This is a genomic window from Candidatus Thiodiazotropha sp. AKIB8 (assembly GCF_058244675.1).
In genome coordinates this window covers 180,288-196,786 of sequence record NZ_JBSYOO010000029.1, presented here as the reverse complement: position 1 = coordinate 196,786, position 16,499 = coordinate 180,288, and the positions used below count along the sequence as shown (strand labels likewise).

Genomic DNA, 16,499 nt, shown 5'->3' with positions numbered 1-16,499 from the left:
GGAGAGCCACAAATGAGAAACAACAACAACTCTTCCGATCTCCACCACACTGCTCAAGTATTGTGGTTCCTTTTATGGTTACCGATTATGGGCTTAGCGGAACCGGTCAATCCACTTGGGGAGTCATTACGTGAATCCTTGATCCAGCAGGGATGGCAAGAATACACCGCGACAGATGGCAGTATTATCTACCATCAACCTAAAAAAGAAGCTGCTACTGACATTCAGTCAGTAGTTACTGAAGCATCCGGGATGCACAAGTTCAAGGATGCTTTGCAAGGTGGAGGATGGCAAGTCGAGTGGGATGCAAACAACACTTTAATTTTGATTCCGCAAACAGCACAGGCAGCATCCGAAATCACGCAACAGCCAATACTGACCTCAACCAGTGATTCACTTCAAACAACCGGGGAGTTGCCGAGTGACCTTTCCGGCTTTGATTACTGGCATATTGAACGGGATCAACAGGGGGCGCTACTGTTTCATCCCGTGGATTTATCCCACCTAAAACAGCAACCTGCAGAAGATAGCAATGAGACTCAATTGGAGTGCCGAATTGATCATTTTCAATTGACCAGCAGCTCACTGCCTGTGGATACTTGGTCAGAAGCGCAGGATATTGCAAAGCAGTGGCTCAACAACTCTGGTACAGAGGGACTTCAAGTCGGTCGCATCCGCAAGATAAACCGCATCTATCTGGTTAGTATTGTTGGAGATTCGGCACCCTATCCACTAAAGCACCAACTGGCTATCCGTGTTTCAGATGCTGGTGTGGTACTGATTGAGTAGTGATCGTTTAGACATAAACTCAATCAAATTTATCACTATCAACAACACAACCGGGGAGTGAAGGAATATTGTTACCCTTCCACTCCCCGTTTTCTTTCAGGCGACAAACATCTGATCGATGATGTATGACGAAATGTCAGTCATAGGATATTTCCTCGTCAGGAATAAATTCAATTTGTATATATTCTCTAACTAAATGAAAAATAATATTTAAACTCTCTTTTAAACTCATCCCTACTTTTTTTTCATGTGCAAGCTGTTTGGATCGAAGCCTTAGAGCATGACAAATCGTCAGATTAACTGATTAAACGATAAATCATGAAATCAGCCAAAATCTTTAAAAAACCCTTATAAATCAATACAAAGAATCTCAAACCAAAGCTCTGGCATAGCGCTTGCGTTGTAACTCGTACCAACCCGTACTGATAACAATGACGAATGGAGGAGGGTTTTGGAATGCGGTTGTTAACTACTGCCAGCACTGGTCTATTCGTATTGCTTCCGTTACAGCTCATGGCTGGCTATCCCATAGCTGGTGTAGAGCCTTCAAAGCGTCCAATGAATGCACCGGTCATGAAACCTGTTTCGCGTGATAAGGCTTGGTATCAATCAGCCTTGACTGGTATTCAACAACCATATCCCAGGAGTCTCTACTTCCTTGACAACCAAGGTAACTGGTACACACCTTTCATCCGCCCAGGGATGAGAGGTCCATACGATATTCGACAATGGCATCAGTAGTGTTGGAATTAATTAGAACCAATCTCAATTGATGGTACGACTACAAAGCAGTTAACGGTTCTAAATAAAAGTATAAATATTTATTACAACTAGAGGCGAAAATCATGAAAATTATTCGAATGCCAAACTTGAAAGGAGTGATCAAAGCGATGGGGATGGTCGTAGCACTTGCTGTTACCCCACTCGCTAGCGCAGGCATGTCAGGAATGAGCGGCATGGATGGGATGTCCGGTATGGGTGGCATGTCCGGTATGAGTGGCATGTCCGGTATGAGTGGCATGGGTGGCATGGGTGGCATGGGTGGCATGGGTGGCATGTCCGGTATGAGTGGTATGGGTGGCATGTCCGGTATGAGTGGCATGGGTGGCATGTCCGGTTACTTCCAGATTACTCCCCAGGGACAGATCTTTTTCTATCCAGCTAGTGGTATGTCCGGTATGGGCGGCATGTCCGGTATGGGTGGCATGTCCGGTATGAGCGGCATGGGCGGCATGTCCGGTATGGGTGGCATGTCCGGTATGAGCGGCATGGGCGGCATGTCCGGTATGGGCGGCATGAGCGGCATGGGTGGCATGAGCGGCATGGGTGGCCAGTGGGTTTGGATGCCTTCAGGTATGTCCGGCATGGGCGGTATGAGTGGTATGTCAGGCATGGGTGGCATGAGCGGTATGTCAGGCATGGGTGGCATGAGCGGTATGTCAGGCATGGGCGGCATGAGTGGTATGTCAGGCATGGGCGGCATGAGCGGTATGTCAGGCATGGGCGGCATGAGTGGTATGTCAGGCATGGGCGGCATGAGCGGTATGTCAGGCATGGGCGGTATGTCCGGCATGGGCGGAATGAGCGGTATGTCAGGTATGGGCGGCATGTCCGGTTACTTCAAGATCACCCCTCAGGGACAGATCTTCTTCTACCCGGCTAGCGGTATGTCCGGTATGTCCGGTATGTCCGGTATGGGTGGCATGAGCGGCATGTCCGGTATGGGTGGCATGAGTGGCATGTCAGGCATGGGTGGCATGAGCGGTATGTCCGGTATGGGTGGCATGAGCGGTATGTCAGGTATGGATGGCATGTCAGGCATGAGTGGTTGGCGTTAATTGACTATAGGTTTCTGGAATATCCAGTAATACCATTTTCTAGAGCGCAGGGACGCGCTCAAATCCAAAAAGACTTCCCAACTTCATATTTCTATTAGGGCATCAGCTGAGGAAGATGTAATGATTTTATCTATCAGGACCTTTATTCCGCTGTTATTGTCGATGCTGCTATCGACCGATCTGGTTTTAGCCCGTGACCTTGGTCCTGAGGATTATGAACGATCACGCTGGCACTCCATCCATTTCAAACCTGATATAGATAATGCAACAGATGAACAGTGTGTCAGCTGTCATCAAGAGATTCTAGAGAGGAAGGTGCTGGCTCAGGCACCGGCAGGCAACACCTCGACTGAGGCATTGGCTTGGTATCAAACTCTATCAACCTATGAAGGTGAACAGGAGACATTTCATCGCCGCCATCTGGTGACACCGCTGGCAATGGAGTTGATGGACTTGAAATGTAATACCTGCCATCAGGGCAACGATTTAAGAGAAGAGGCGGTGAACCCGCCAGACCATAGCAATCGTGATATATCACTCCGCAAGTCGGTCAATCCTGACATTTGTCTGATGTGCCACGGTGCCAATGCCTACGATCTTATGGGCCTTCCTGCTCCCTGGACGGAGTCACGCAAGAACTTTCAAAACAACTGTCTTCTTTGTCACTCCTATATCCGCACTGAGCGGCACCAGGTCAACTATTTGAAAGCCGAGGCCATCGAGGCTGCAGGCAAAGCGAATTCAGATGTCTGTTATGGCTGTCATGGGGGTCGTCAATGGTATCGCATCGCCTACCCCTACCCCCGGCATCCCTGGAAAAGTATGTCGAGCGTCACCCCAGAATGGGCCAAAGATAGACCAACCGAATCGGAACCCAGGTTCCGTAAAGAGATCCAGCAGGCTGCAAACTAGCAACAGCTGACAGTGCGAGGTACGGATGAGTATAAAAAAACTAACCCAGAGTCTGAATGAACGTTTGAATCTTTCCCGGCGTTCATTCCTGAAATCCGCAGCAGTGGGTAGCGCATCTTTGGCTGCCGGAGGTTTGGTGGAAATGAAGACCGCCAAGGAGGCCAAGGCATTTGCCTACGAACCTTATCCAACAGACGATCAACTCGAAACGGTGGTAACCAGTTGCGCCCATAATTGTGGCTCACGGCATATGTTGGTCGCTCATAAGTGGAAAGATGTGATAGTGCGCCTTTCCACAGACGATGGTCGTTACCAGCGGAATGGCCATTTCGGTAAGGACGATAACGAAGAGCCGCAACTGCGGGCCTGCCTGCGTGGGCGCTCCTATCGGCAACGACTCTATTCAGCTGAACGCCTGCTCTACCCAATGATGCGGGTTGGCAAACGGGGTGAAGGTAAATTCAAGCGTATCTCATGGGATGAAGCCCTGACATATGTGGCCAGTAAAATGGTTGAAATCAAAGATACCTACGGTCCGACTGCGCTAGTGGATCAGAGTTATGCCGGAGCCTCCTATGGGGTTCTGCATAAATCGGATCAGATCGAGGGTCTGCTGGGTCGCTTCCTGGGAATGTTTGGCTGTCGCACCAGCTCATGGTCGGTGCCCTCCTACCAGGGAACCACCTTCAGCTCGCGCATGACCTTCGGCACCATTGAAGATGGTAATGAGGATGATACCTTCGCCCATTCGAAGCTGATGATCATGTGGGGCTGGAATCCTGCCTACACCTTCCATGGCGGCAATACCTTCATGTATATGCGCATGGCTAAACAACGTGGATGTAAGTTTGTTTTGATCGACCCGCAATACACCGACTCTGCAGCCGCGTACGATGCCTGGTGGATTCCCATTCGTCCCAATACGGATGCAGCGATGATGGCGGGCATGGCCCACTATATCTTCACCAGCAACCTGCATGACCAGGAGTTTATCAACAAGTTCTGCCAAGGTATGGATGCCGGAACCATGCCTGATTGGGCCAAGGACAAGGAGAACTTTAAGGACTATATCCTGGGTAAATATGATAATGAGCCAAAAACCCCGGAGTGGGCTTCGAAAATCTGCGGTGTATCGGCCAAAGACATTATCAAACTGGCCGATATGTATGCCCGTACCAAACCGGCTGCTCTTAAGGCATCCTGGGCACCAGGCCGAAACGCTTATGGTGAGCAGTACAACCGCATGGCCGCAGCCCTGCAGGCGATGACTGGCAATATCGGCATCCTGGGGGGGTGCGCTGAAGGTGTTGGCAAGGCCTGGCATGCGGAAGCAGTGGCCTACCCCTATGATCAATACTCAAATATCTGGTTCCAGTCCATCAAGTCTGATCGTTGGGCACACTGCGTCCTAAACTATCCGAATGTAAAAAGAGAAGAGATTGGGCTATGGCCGCGTCAGGACAAAACAGACGGACAGATCCCCAATATCAAAGGCATATTCTGGCAGGGATCTGATTGGTTCAATCAGCTAACCAATATCAATAAAGAGATTGAGGCGATCAACAAGATGGAGCTTGTGGTCTGCATGGATTCGACCATCACTCCATCAGGATTATATGCAGATATCCTGCTACCCATAGCAACGCACTTTGAACGGCATGATGTGGCGCTACCCTGGTATAAAGGCCACTACTATATTCATCGCCCCAAGGTCATAGAGCCCATGGGAGAGTCAAAATCCGATTTCCAGGTTTTCACTGAACTAGCCTACCGGATCGGCGGTGATGTCTTCGGTCAGGCCTTCAACCCAAAAGCAAACCGGGACTACTTTCATACTAATGACAATGTGGATGAAGCCTATCTCAAGGAGTGGTGGGAACAGAAAGTGATGGCTCACCAGCATGTGGATATGTCCTGGGATGAATTCAAACAACGAGGCGTCTACAAATTTAAACTCGACCAACCGCACGTTGCCTTCAGGGAACAAATAGAGAACGGGAAAGCGTTCCAGACCCCTTCCGGCAAAATTGAAATCCTGGCCTCACAACTGGCACAGATCACCGACTGGAAAACAACCATGTATGGCTATGAGATTCCCTATATACCTAAGTGGATCGAGCCCTGGGAGTCGCTGAACAGTCCTAAGACCAGTGAATATCCATTTCATCTGATCTCGCCCCACCCTCGTTGGCGTACCCACTCCATATTCAATAACTGCAGTTGGCTGCGCGAGACCTATGAACAGGAAGTGACGCTGAATGCCGCAGATGCAAGAAAACTCGGTATCAGAACTGGCGATACAGTTGAGATCTGGAATAAGCGCGGCCGGGTCGTGGTGCCGACCTATGTCACAGAGCGCTGTATGCCAGGGGTGGCGGTACTGCATGAGGGAGTATGGATCGACCTGGATGAGGAGGGTGTCGACCGGGCTGGCAATCCAGATATGTTAACCCTGGATGAGCCGAGTCCTGCCGGAGCTTTCGCCTACAACACTGTATTGTGCAATATCAAGAAAACGGATCTGGAGCATCGGCCTGGCTGGGACCAACAGGCCACATCACGAGCTCATGTCTTTAGGCGTGATCTTTAATCCTGGAGGTTAGATCAATGACAAGTAAAAAAGATAAGTCCAGGATTAAAGCTGCAGTAAAGCGACGCAAGCGTGAGACCTACACACCGGTAGTGCCTGATAAGCAGCTGGGATTCGTTCATAACAATGTTGACTGTATCGGCTGCCGGGCCTGTGAAATCGCCTGTAAAGATAAGAATGGACTGGCTGCTGGCCCCAGATTCAGACGGGTTCAATACATCGAGGGTGGTAAGTATCCGGATGTCTATGCCTATAAGGTCAACATGTCCTGTAACCATTGCGAATCACCCGCCTGTCTACCCACCTGCCCCACTGGGGCGATTTTCAAAAGACAAGTGGATGGCATAGTCGATATCGACTCCACCTTATGTATCGGCTGCCGGCGTTGTGAAGCGGCCTGTCCTTATGGTGCACCACAGTTTGATCCTGGGGATAACATCGTTAAAAAATGCAATATGTGTGTTGACGAGATCGAAGCGGGCCGCAAACCTTATTGTGTCATGGCTTGCATGATGCGGGTGTTGGATATTGGCTCCATCGATGAAATCTGGAGAGGCAGTTTAGAGACGATTGCTGTCGGTCCAGCAGATAAAATTTCAAAACAAGTAAAGAACATGGCCGACATTGAGTTAACTAAACCCTCCATCGGTTTTGTGGCGCACAGCAAAGGAAAGGTTAAATAATGAATCTGTCAGTTGATCAGAACGAAGACTCAAATCAAGCGCAGATAAAGAGCTTTATGCAAGCTATCGCTGATGACCTGCTAATGCTGACCCGCTTGCACATCAAGGAACCGGATGCGGAATTGCTTGAGATATTGGTGAATCATGAATTTCCCAAGACAATGGGCCTGAAACTTGTCAGTGAAGATGGTGAAAAGGCATCTCACTTTATGTGCCAGATGATTGAAACTTTGCCATCATCATTCGATGATGAGTTTCTCGATCTGCTGGCGGCGGATTATGCAGACATCTATCTGAATCATAGTCTGCAGGCATCGCCGTTGGAATCAGTATGGATCGATGAAGAGAAGCTGACCTGTCAAGAGAGTATGTTTCAGGTACGAGCCTGGTACGAAAATTATGGTCTGAAAGCGGAAAACTGGCGCATCCGACCGGATGATGACTTGGTCTTGCAACTTCAGTTCATCTCTCATCTATTTTCCATTGCTGATTCCGTCCAAGAATTAGAGGATATTGCCCGTTTTATGGATGAGCATCTGCTGCGCTGGCTTAGTCAATTTTCAACACGTGTTGCTCATCGGTCTGCGACACCTTATTTTTCAGCTGTCGCTCTTTTGACAGGGGCTTATTGTGAAGAGTTAAGGGATCTCATGGCCACGATCACCAACCAGCCCAGGCCATCAGAGGAAGAGATCGCTGAGAGAATGAAGTCTGGTTCGGTGAGCCAAGAGGTAACGCTGAGTTATATGCCAGGCATGGGGCCGGCAGTATAGGTTTTTTTATGATCATTCGAAAACAATATATCTCTTAGACTCATGAGACCTCTAAAAGATCTAATCAATAGGATACGACAAGAAGAGAGATTACCGGTTATAAACCCGGACCGTTGTGTGCACTCCCTGGTAGAAGTCGCCAGTTGTTCCGCTTGTGTGGATGTTTGTCCCGCACAAGCTTGGAGCCTGGATGATGAAGCATTACAGTTCGATGCGTCACTTTGTAATGGCTGTGGTCTCTGTGTACCGGTCTGCCCGGAGAGTGCTGTCACAGTCCAATATGAGATCCTCATCGGTGATTTGAGAGAGGGAAAGATTGTACTCTGTGCCTGTGAACAAACTGGGATGGAGGATAACCAAGGCGTTTTACCCTGTATCAACCTAATTGGCTTGAGCGATATACTTAAACTCTATCGTCAAGGTCATCTGCATTGGGTGAGCGCAACCGGTAGTTGTCCTGAGTGCCCGCATGGTAGCAGCACAACCCTCTTTGAACGGATTCAAGATATCAATAGTGCACTTGTTGAGGAAGAACTCCCGCTCATTGAATATCACAATTTGAGTCTCAAGCAATGGCGAAGTGTCCAATCCCGATTGGATGTAAATCCCGTAACGTCAAATCTCAGTAGACGGTCATTCTTACGAGATGTGATGGGCAGCGGCGTCGAAACCGCATCCACCCTCTTCAAACTGAATGAACAAGCTGCGAATGTTTTTCCTTCACCGGGTGAACTGCTGCCTAATGGGAAAAAGTCATCAACCTGGCCCTACGTACCACAAATAAACAGCAACCGATGTGATGGTTGTGATGCCTGTGTCAAAACATGTCCTCATAGTGCTATTGCACTCATTACTGAGCCAAACAAAACGTTTTATGAAATCAGACCTGAGGCCTGTACAGCATGTGCAATTTGCCGGGATATATGTGAGAAAGAAGCCATCACTATCTTAATGTGGTCGAGGATACCGCAAAAGAGTCTGACCCTAAATACCTTTACTTGCACAAGATGTGGCAACATTGTACACACCCCTTCAAAAGCCCCCAAACAACTTTGCAGAATATGTGCTCAAGTCAACCATCACAGTAACCTTTATCAGGTAATGGATTAATAGAACCTATGCGGTAAATTGGGCGACCCTCAGAGCCACGATAGTCGATGAAATATAACATTTTCGTAACAATTGCTTTGTTGATACAGACAATGCAGTTTTCCTATGCTCTACTTGAAATCAAGTTCGAGAAGTCTGGAAACATAATACTATGACCAACTGGCACAAATCTGCTTGTATTGTTCTTTGTTTAAAGTTTTCCCTACTCTTGATGGCAGCACTGATCACCGCCAGCTGCTCATCTGAAACACCAGAGTCTGAACAAAAACCTGTCACCCCCAGTAAAACCATCGATAAGCAAAGTGAGTTTGCTCCGGGATTACCGTGGCTGAACGTTGAGCGTCCACTGACACTGGATGACCTGCTGGGCAAGGTTGTTATTCTGGATTTCTGGACATATGGCTGTATCAACTGTATCCATGTACTGGCTGATTTAAAAAAACTGGAAGAGAAATATGGCCATCAATTGTTGGTTATTGGCGTGCATACACCAAAATTTGATAACGAAAAAAACCTGCATACCTTAAGGAAAATCGTGATTCGATACGGCGTCGACCATCCTGTAGTCAATGATGTGAATGGATTACTCGGAAGATATTATGGCATGCGTGCCTGGCCTACGCGGGTGATAATCGACCCTGAGGGTGAAGTACTCGGCAATGTGGTAGGAGAAGGTCGATATGATCAGATCGACAAAAAAATATCTGAGCTACTAGAGCAACACAGGCCAGCTATTGATCCTTCCCCCATACCAATGAGGCTTGAGCGGGAGGGAGATGATGACACACTCTTGTCAGCGCCGGGAAAAATCGCTGTATCAAAAGAGCATATAGCCATTAGCGATACCCTCAACAATCGTATAATTGTCACCGATCATAATGGCAAAATCGAGCACATCATTGGATCTGGTGCTGTTGGTCGCCGGGACGGCAGTTTTACTAATGCCAGCTTCAGCTCCCCGCAAGGAGTGGCTTTTGTTAACAATGATATTTATGTTGCGGATACCGGAAACCATTTACTCAGACTGATAAACCTAGATAAAAACAGAGTCAGCACCATCGCAGGTAACGGCTCTCTGGAACGAAAACGTAGCGGTCAATATCAAGCCACATCTATCGGTATGGCCTCGCCTTGGGCACTCGCTTTATTGGATGACAGGCTGTTTATTGCCATGGCCGGTAGCCACCAGATCTGGGTTTATAACATCAACAACAAGCAACTTGGCGTATTTGCCGGATCAGGACGCGAGGGTATTGTGGACGGCGATGCGGAGCAGGCCACATTCAGTCAACCAAGTGGGCTGAACATCCACGACAATTGGTTGTACATTGCGGATTCTGAAGCCTCCGCAGTTCGACGAATTCATCTGCAGAAAAAAGTGGTAGAAACTTTGGTGGGTAGCGGATTATTCGATTTTGGAGACAGGGATGGCAATCTGAAAAGTGCCAAGTTACAACATGCACTTGGTATATCAGTGAAAGATGAGACGTCGATTTATCTCGCTGACACCTATAACCACAAACTCAAAAAGCTCGATCTTGAGTCATCAACTGTGGAATCGCTAATTGGTGATGGCAAACCGGGCTTTTTAAGTACTGTAGATGGCCAACTTCAGTTAAACGAGCCAGGAGGATTGACCCTGTATGAGAACAGGCTCTATATCACAGACACCAATAATGATCGTATTGTTATCTATGACATTGAAAGCGGAAAACCGACACTCCTGGATATAATACCTAATGAGTAATACGGACTGAACAATCAATCCTACGACCCATCAGGTTAGAACCAGGATCTATGCATCAGTAAAATCCAACCCTTTTTATCGGATTGAATCCAAACTACTACAGACTATAGGAAGGGAGCAGCAGAAAAATGGGAAACCATTAATCCTTTTTATTGGGACGGCTTCCCTTCCTAACCATGCACAGCGCAATTGCGAATGGTCTATTTAGTCGAAATTCCTTATCGGATGCAGTCTTTCAAACTGACTCCAGGAATCAACGAAATCACGACAGTCGCAAGGATGATCACTGGACTGATCAACACTAATCCCAATGCGATAGGCTGGATGAGTAATAGATTGATGTCGTTGGCCAGTAGGTGAGCTGTCACTTCAAGTAACATACCACCAATTAGAAAAATGCCCGCCACAGAGACGATACGACGCAGATACTTACAATTTAAAAATGACATAGTACACCTCACTACTCGCGTATTAGTCACAACTAACATAATGCCGTTTAAATAGCTTTCTAGCACTGACAATCCTCAATCTGCACTATAAGCCTGACAAACCAATAATGTTCCTTCCTATCCTTGTTGTCGGCAATATTAATAGTTTCTAAAGTATTAAACTAGTCGTAAATACAATAATTTACATTTCATGAAGTAACCAGAAACCGTGATAAAACATTAACACTCTGTTTTTATTGTATTTTTTGCATAATTAGCAGCCTAATCACAACTATGATCCTATTTTTGAGGGAGCCATATATTGAATTAAGAACGCCTTATCAACCTCTATCAAGAGGATTGGAGGCTGCAAGCCCCTCCCCTTTCTGCTAATAATCTCTCGATGCATTCCAAAGTGGTGTCTCATCCGGGATCTTCGTTCAGATCTGCACGCGACCAAGATAAGGGACGAGCCAGCGATTTTGTTCCTATTCTTTTAGAAATTGGCGAAATTAGAGGACAACCATGTCAGATTTCTCGCTAGACCCAGATATTATCTACCTGAATCATGCTGCCGTAGCCCCCTGGCCTACCTGCTCCGTGGAAGAGGTAGTGGCGTTTGCCCATCAAAATGGCACCTACGGCTCTCAAAACTACCTCCAATGGTTGGCAAAGGAGGATGAATTACGCACTCTACTGGCCCAGTTGATCAATGCCCCCTCTAAGGATGAGATCGCCCTGCTGAAAAGCACCTCGGAAGGTCTCTCCTTTGTTGCTTATGGACTGGACTGGCAGGTGGGCGACAACATTGTGTCAGTTGCTCAGGAATTCCCATCCAATCGCATTGTCTGGGAGTCTCTGCAGAGCCGTGGGGTTGAGTTACGCCTGCTAGATTTGGAGAGCAGCAAGCAACCTGAAGAGGCGTTGCTAGCGCTTTGTGATGAACGTACGCGGCTGATCTCCGTCAGTTCAATTCAATACGCGAATGGGCGAAAAACAGATTTGAATACTATTGGCGACTACTGTCGCTCGAAAGATATCCTGTTTGTCGTCGATGCCATCCAAAGCCTGGGCGCATCTCCTTTTGATGTAGTGCAATGCAAGGCCGATATTGTTGTTGCTGATGGGCACAAGTGGATGTTGGGCCCCGAAGGGCTTGCACTCTTCTATTGCCGGGAATCGATTCGGCAGAGACTCAAACTGAATGAGTATGGCTGGCATATGGTCGAGGCAATGGGTGACTTTGATCAGAAAGAGTGGCAGCCTGCAGATAGCGCTCGCCGTTTCGAATGTGGCAGTCCGAATATGCTAGGTGTTCACGCTCTGCATGCCAGTCTGACACTGCTGCTTGATCAGGGTATTGACTCTGTCTCCTCCAGGATTGAGGAATTGACTCAATTTATAATCGATCAAATCGATCTACTCGGTTTTCAGCTACTCACACCCAGAGCCCGGGAAATGCGCGGCGGAATTATTACTTTCTTTGTGCCTGACCAGGATAATCAACTCCTCTATCAGGCACTTATGGAGCAACGGGTGATGTGCGCCTATCGGGGAGGAGGCATCCGCTTTTCCCCGCATTTCCACAACACAGAAACACAGATTGTGGAAGCCTTCAATCGCCTCAAATGCCTACTGTAGTGAGGTTATATTAATAGTTGGTAATTTTATGATTCAAATCAACATTTTTTTCTCTTTCTGATTTATATTATTAGTCAGGTCCAGGAAATCATATCAGTAGTCTTGAACCTCTTTTACCGATGAAATTTCATGTTGAGGTTTTGACGCCCTGAGTCCTCCTAAAAAACATAACAGATGAGTTAAGTTGGAGAGAATTTGCCATGAAAAAAACCTTAAAATCCGCTGTGATTGCAGCTATCGCCAGTTCCGCCCTGCTTGCCACACTTCCCGCGCAGGCATTCTGGGGCCCTTTTGATTGGTTTGATGATGATGACTACTACGGTGGTCCTTGGGGCGGCGGTCCCTGGGGCTATCCTGGTTATGGCTACGGCTACCCTGGTTATGGGTATGGTTATCCGGGTTATGGCTATCCTGGCTATGGTTACGGCTATCCGGGAGCTTATCCTGGTTATGGTTATGGATACCCCTATGCTGCACCCGCTGCGCCAGCACCTGCAACACCATCAGAATAATAAGCAATCACTACGATAAAAACTCCCCGCTGTCATGGCGGGGTTTTTTATCTGCTATCATTTCAAGGCCTAAACAAAGATACTGCTTCCTGGCCCCCCCTGCCCTTCGTTTTTTTATCTGATTTGACTGACTCTATGAATCTACCTGATAGACATATTTCTCTCGCCCACGGCAATGGCGGCCGTTTGATGCGTGAACTGATAGAGATGCTGTTCGCCCGGTATCTTAAAAATCCTAACTTGGACGTCCAGGCCGATGCAGTCAAACTACCCATTGATAGGATGGGAGATCTAATGTTCACCACTGATGGTTTTACTGTACAACCACTAGAGTTTCCAGGTGGCAATATTGGGTCTTTAGCGGTACATGGCACTACCAATGATCTTGCAGTATCAGGTGCCATACCAAAATATCTCAGTCTTAATGCATTTATCGAAGAGGGTTTCGAGGTTGAGGCCCTGGAACGTATCATTCAAGGCATTGCCAGCGCAGCTAAAGCCATCGACGTAGCCGTGGTTGCAGGTGATACCAAGGTGGTGCGGCGAGGCGAAGGTGGTGGTGTCTATCTAGCCACTACCGGCATTGGCATCAAAGCACCCGAGATCAACTTAGGGATCTCAAATATTCAAGCCGGTGATCGTATTCTTGTGAGCGGGCCTGTTGGTGACCATGGTATTGCGGTAATGCTGGCGCGTGAGCAGTTTGGTTTAAGTGGGGCGTTGATGTCCGATGCGGCAAGTGTTCTGCCCTTCACTCAACAATTACTGGATCTACCAGGCTTGCGATTTATGCGCGACCCTACCCGAGGGGGGCTGGCAACTGTTGCTCATGAATTGAGCCGAGGAACTGGTCTTCGAATCAACCTTGATCAATTGGCCATTCCTGTGCGGGATCAGGTGGTTTCCGTATGCGAAATGCTTGGGTATGACCCGCTATTTCTGGCGTGCGAAGGGAGAGTCGTGGCTGTGGTCGCTGCAGATGAGGCAGAACAGGCCCTCAGCAGATGGCGTAAACTGCCTGACGGAGAACTAGCGGCAATCATTGGTGAAACAGAGGCAAATGACCCTTATGTGGTTTTGCATACTGAATTGGGCGGGTCGAGAATTCTTGATGAGCTTGAAGATGACCCTTTGCCAAGAATCTGCTGAAACATTCCAGTGATGCAAACCAACATCTATGATTATCCGTTTTAGTTTTTTAACCCGGCAACTAAATACCTGTGTAAAGCGCTTATGGGTGGTGTACAGTTAGGACCTGTTAACACTCAATTGTATGAAAACAGACAAATCAGCTATTTCTCTTTTAATCTTTTCAATGAGTTAGTTTTGGATTGATAATTGCAATGGATTCAATCTCTATAAGCTGTTTGAGTTGTTGAATCACTCATATTATTTCAAGTAGCCAAATCTATTAAGCAGGTGGAACGATTTGAAAGAAGATTCCATGAATAGTCATAATCCATGGCTCGTCTACCAGATGTTGCTCAATCAACTATCTGACAGCGGAGAGGTAAAAGAGGTACTGATTGGCCTTACCTGGACATTGGCCAGAGGATCATCTTCACTAGGGCTGGCAATGAGTCCGGGCACAATGACCAGAGTCCTTCCCTGGTCTGGCACCCTTAGGGGTCAAGATCTTCAACAGCTGGCTACCTGGGTGAAATCATGGAACCCCTATGAAGCCACTGTCGGTATGGCCTGTATCAATGCAGTTCTCAATAACCAGAACAGTCTTGCCGAAAGTGCCACACCACTATTTCCTACCGGCCCGGCCAATCTGAGTGTCTTTGAGTATTTCAGACCCAGACTATCAGGCAAAAAAGTAGTGGTCATTGGTCGATATCCTGGAATTGAGACTCTTGAAAGTGATGATATCGAGTTGATTATCCTGGAGCGAAATAGCACAGAAAATGACCTGCCAGACCCAGCAGCTGAGTATGTTCTCAGGGATGCGGACTGGGTATTTCTAAGTGCTACCACATTGATCAATAAGACCTTTCCACGTTTGGCAGAGTTATCTGCAAAAGCGAAAATGGTACTGATGGGTCCAACCACACCCTGGGTCCGGGAGCTGGCTGATTTTGGTATAGACTACCTTGCCGGGGTACAGGTAGTTGATTCAGATTATCTCAGGCAAACAGTCAGCGAGGGTGGTGGAACCCGTATTTTTGAAACGGGTGTTCGATATGCCGTGGCAGATTTATGCAGTGATGAATTAACCCGCTTGAAAGATGCTATCGGCTCAGTGGTCTCCCAAAGAGAGCAGCTCAAGAGTGATATGGAAGCTTGGTATCAGCGTAACTCTCAATCCTACCCTCAGAAAAAGTTACTTCTGGAATTGGATCAACATCTCTCAGTACTGGATACACGCTATAAAAAACACTGGGATGCCTGGCAAAACCCCACCGACCTCAAGAACATAGCCATGAAGTCGGCGGAGGAATAAGCATCGAATCGTTTGCTTATAGGGAATAGCTTGGGTCAGCGGATTGTAACGCCTTCACCCAATCCGCTGATGTTCGCAAAAAAAGAGGCAGCGCCAGCACCAAGATTACGCGCCAGACGATCCCAAACCTCCTCCTTGTGAGTGAAATCAACAATCTCTTTAGCACCGATAATCTCTCTTGCGACGTAGCTGCTACTGCCGAACTCATCAATCAGGCCTAGCTTCAAGGCTTCTTCACCGCTCCAGAAGAGACCACTGAAGAGCTCTGGATGCTCATCAACTTTGAGTCGATCACCCCTACCCTCTTTTACAGTCTCGATAAACTGTTGATGCAACTGATCGAGCATCTGTTTCACATGGCCTACCTCTGACTCTATGAGTGGAGAGAAAGGATCAAGAAGGCCTTTGTTTTCACCTGCAGTTAACAGACGCCTTTCAACACCCAGCTCTTGCATAGCATCAACAAAGCCAAATCCATTGATCAGTACACCTATGGAGCCAACAATACTGCCTTCATCTGCATAGATTTTATCTGCAGCAGCTGCAATGTAGTAGCCGCCGGAAGCACAGATATCAGAAACAACGGCATATACCGGTATATCGGGGTGCTTCTCTTTCAAACGCACTATCTCTCGATTGATATATCTTGACTGAACCGGGCTTCCACCCGGGGTATTCATGCGCAGAATGATGCCTTTGGTTTTTTTGTCTTCATAGGCATCACGCAGCGCAGTTACCACCTTATCTGCACTGGCTTTTGTTTCTGATGAGATGAGACCTTTCACATTGATCAATGCTGTGTGTTCTGAGGCTGAAATATCATCAACATGCAGCTTATCTGCCCATAAAAACATACCCAGAATGATAAACAGATAGGCAAATGTAAGTAGTTTGAAAAAGATACCCCAGCGTCGACTTCGCCGATTTTCTGCGACTGTTGCCATCACCATACGATTGAGTAAATCTCTTTCCCACTGAGTGGGCTCGGATTGATTTCTCTGTTCCTCTTGACTCTTATCTGACATTAAAA

The 16,499-nt window shown here is 47.5% G+C and carries 15 protein-coding genes; 13 read left to right on the top strand and 2 right to left on the bottom strand.

The window, feature by feature from the left end:
* Positions 1 to 12 precede the first annotated feature (12 nt).
* From AC4IFB_RS07355 to AC4IFB_RS07315, 9 genes are all read left to right on the top strand, one after another.
* Positions 13 to 789: a hypothetical protein gene (locus AC4IFB_RS07355; protein ID WP_490779812.1), complete on the top strand. Its 777-nt coding sequence runs from the start codon at positions 13 to 15 to the stop codon at positions 787 to 789.
* A gap of 456 nt (positions 790 to 1,245) precedes the next feature.
* Positions 1,246 to 1,530, top strand: coding sequence for a hypothetical protein (locus AC4IFB_RS07350; RefSeq protein WP_490776876.1), 285 nt, complete (start codon positions 1,246 to 1,248; stop codon positions 1,528 to 1,530).
* A gap of 104 nt (positions 1,531 to 1,634) precedes the next feature.
* Positions 1,635 to 2,627, top strand: a complete 993-nt coding sequence (locus AC4IFB_RS07345) for a hypothetical protein (protein WP_490779811.1) — start codon at positions 1,635 to 1,637, stop codon at positions 2,625 to 2,627.
* Positions 2,628 to 2,747: 120 nt separating this feature from the next.
* Positions 2,748 to 3,539, top strand: coding sequence for a hypothetical protein (locus AC4IFB_RS07340; protein ID WP_490776878.1), 792 nt, complete (start codon positions 2,748 to 2,750; stop codon positions 3,537 to 3,539).
* A gap of 25 nt (positions 3,540 to 3,564) precedes the next feature.
* A complete protein-coding gene (locus AC4IFB_RS07335; protein ID WP_490779810.1) occupies positions 3,565 to 6,129 on the top strand; it encodes a molybdopterin-dependent oxidoreductase in 2,565 nt (854 codons plus the stop codon).
* A 17-nt stretch (positions 6,130 to 6,146) separates the two neighbouring features.
* Positions 6,147 to 6,812, top strand: coding sequence for a 4Fe-4S dicluster domain-containing protein (locus tag AC4IFB_RS07330; RefSeq protein WP_490776880.1), 666 nt, complete (start codon positions 6,147 to 6,149; stop codon positions 6,810 to 6,812).
* Positions 6,812 to 7,585: a TorD/DmsD family molecular chaperone gene (locus AC4IFB_RS07325; protein ID WP_490776881.1), complete on the top strand. Its 774-nt coding sequence runs from the start codon at positions 6,812 to 6,814 to the stop codon at positions 7,583 to 7,585. The genes AC4IFB_RS07330 and AC4IFB_RS07325 overlap by 1 nt, the downstream gene beginning before the upstream one ends.
* Before the next feature lie 42 nt (positions 7,586 to 7,627).
* On the top strand, positions 7,628 to 8,695 hold the full coding sequence (locus AC4IFB_RS07320; protein ID WP_490779809.1) for a 4Fe-4S binding protein: 1,068 nt from the start codon (positions 7,628 to 7,630) through the stop codon (positions 8,693 to 8,695).
* A gap of 151 nt (positions 8,696 to 8,846) precedes the next feature.
* The gene (locus tag AC4IFB_RS07315; RefSeq protein WP_490779808.1) at positions 8,847 to 10,442 is read left to right on the top strand and encodes a thioredoxin-like domain-containing protein; all 1,596 of its coding nucleotides are present in this window, start codon (positions 8,847 to 8,849) and stop codon (positions 10,440 to 10,442) included.
* A 218-nt stretch (positions 10,443 to 10,660) separates the two neighbouring features.
* Here AC4IFB_RS07315 and AC4IFB_RS07310 read toward each other — a convergent pair whose 3' ends face one another.
* Entirely contained in the window at positions 10,661 to 10,891 is a 231-nt protein-coding gene (locus tag AC4IFB_RS07310) for a hypothetical protein (protein WP_490776884.1), read from the bottom strand.
* Positions 10,892 to 11,395: 504 nt separating this feature from the next.
* Between AC4IFB_RS07310 and AC4IFB_RS07305 the strand changes: the two genes are divergently transcribed.
* The 4 genes from AC4IFB_RS07305 (at position 11,396) to AC4IFB_RS07290 (ending at position 15,469) form a co-directional block, all read left to right on the top strand.
* Complete coding sequence (locus tag AC4IFB_RS07305) at positions 11,396 to 12,511, top strand: aminotransferase class V-fold PLP-dependent enzyme (RefSeq protein ID WP_490779807.1); 1,116 nt, start codon at positions 11,396 to 11,398, stop codon at positions 12,509 to 12,511.
* A 200-nt stretch (positions 12,512 to 12,711) separates the two neighbouring features.
* The gene (locus tag AC4IFB_RS07300; RefSeq protein ID WP_490779806.1) at positions 12,712 to 13,023 is read left to right on the top strand and encodes a hypothetical protein; all 312 of its coding nucleotides are present in this window, start codon (positions 12,712 to 12,714) and stop codon (positions 13,021 to 13,023) included.
* 135 nt (positions 13,024 to 13,158) lie between these two features.
* A complete protein-coding gene (gene hypE, locus AC4IFB_RS07295) occupies positions 13,159 to 14,172 on the top strand; it encodes a hydrogenase expression/formation protein HypE (RefSeq protein ID WP_490776887.1) in 1,014 nt (337 codons plus the stop codon).
* A gap of 295 nt (positions 14,173 to 14,467) precedes the next feature.
* Positions 14,468 to 15,469: a Rossmann-like domain-containing protein gene (locus tag AC4IFB_RS07290; RefSeq protein WP_490779805.1), complete on the top strand. Its 1,002-nt coding sequence runs from the start codon at positions 14,468 to 14,470 to the stop codon at positions 15,467 to 15,469.
* A gap of 35 nt (positions 15,470 to 15,504) precedes the next feature.
* On the opposite strand, the gene AC4IFB_RS07285 is transcribed toward AC4IFB_RS07290, so the two are convergent.
* A complete protein-coding gene (locus AC4IFB_RS07285) occupies positions 15,505 to 16,494 on the bottom strand; it encodes a S49 family peptidase (protein ID WP_490779804.1) in 990 nt (329 codons plus the stop codon).
* Positions 16,495 to 16,499 lie beyond the last annotated feature (5 nt).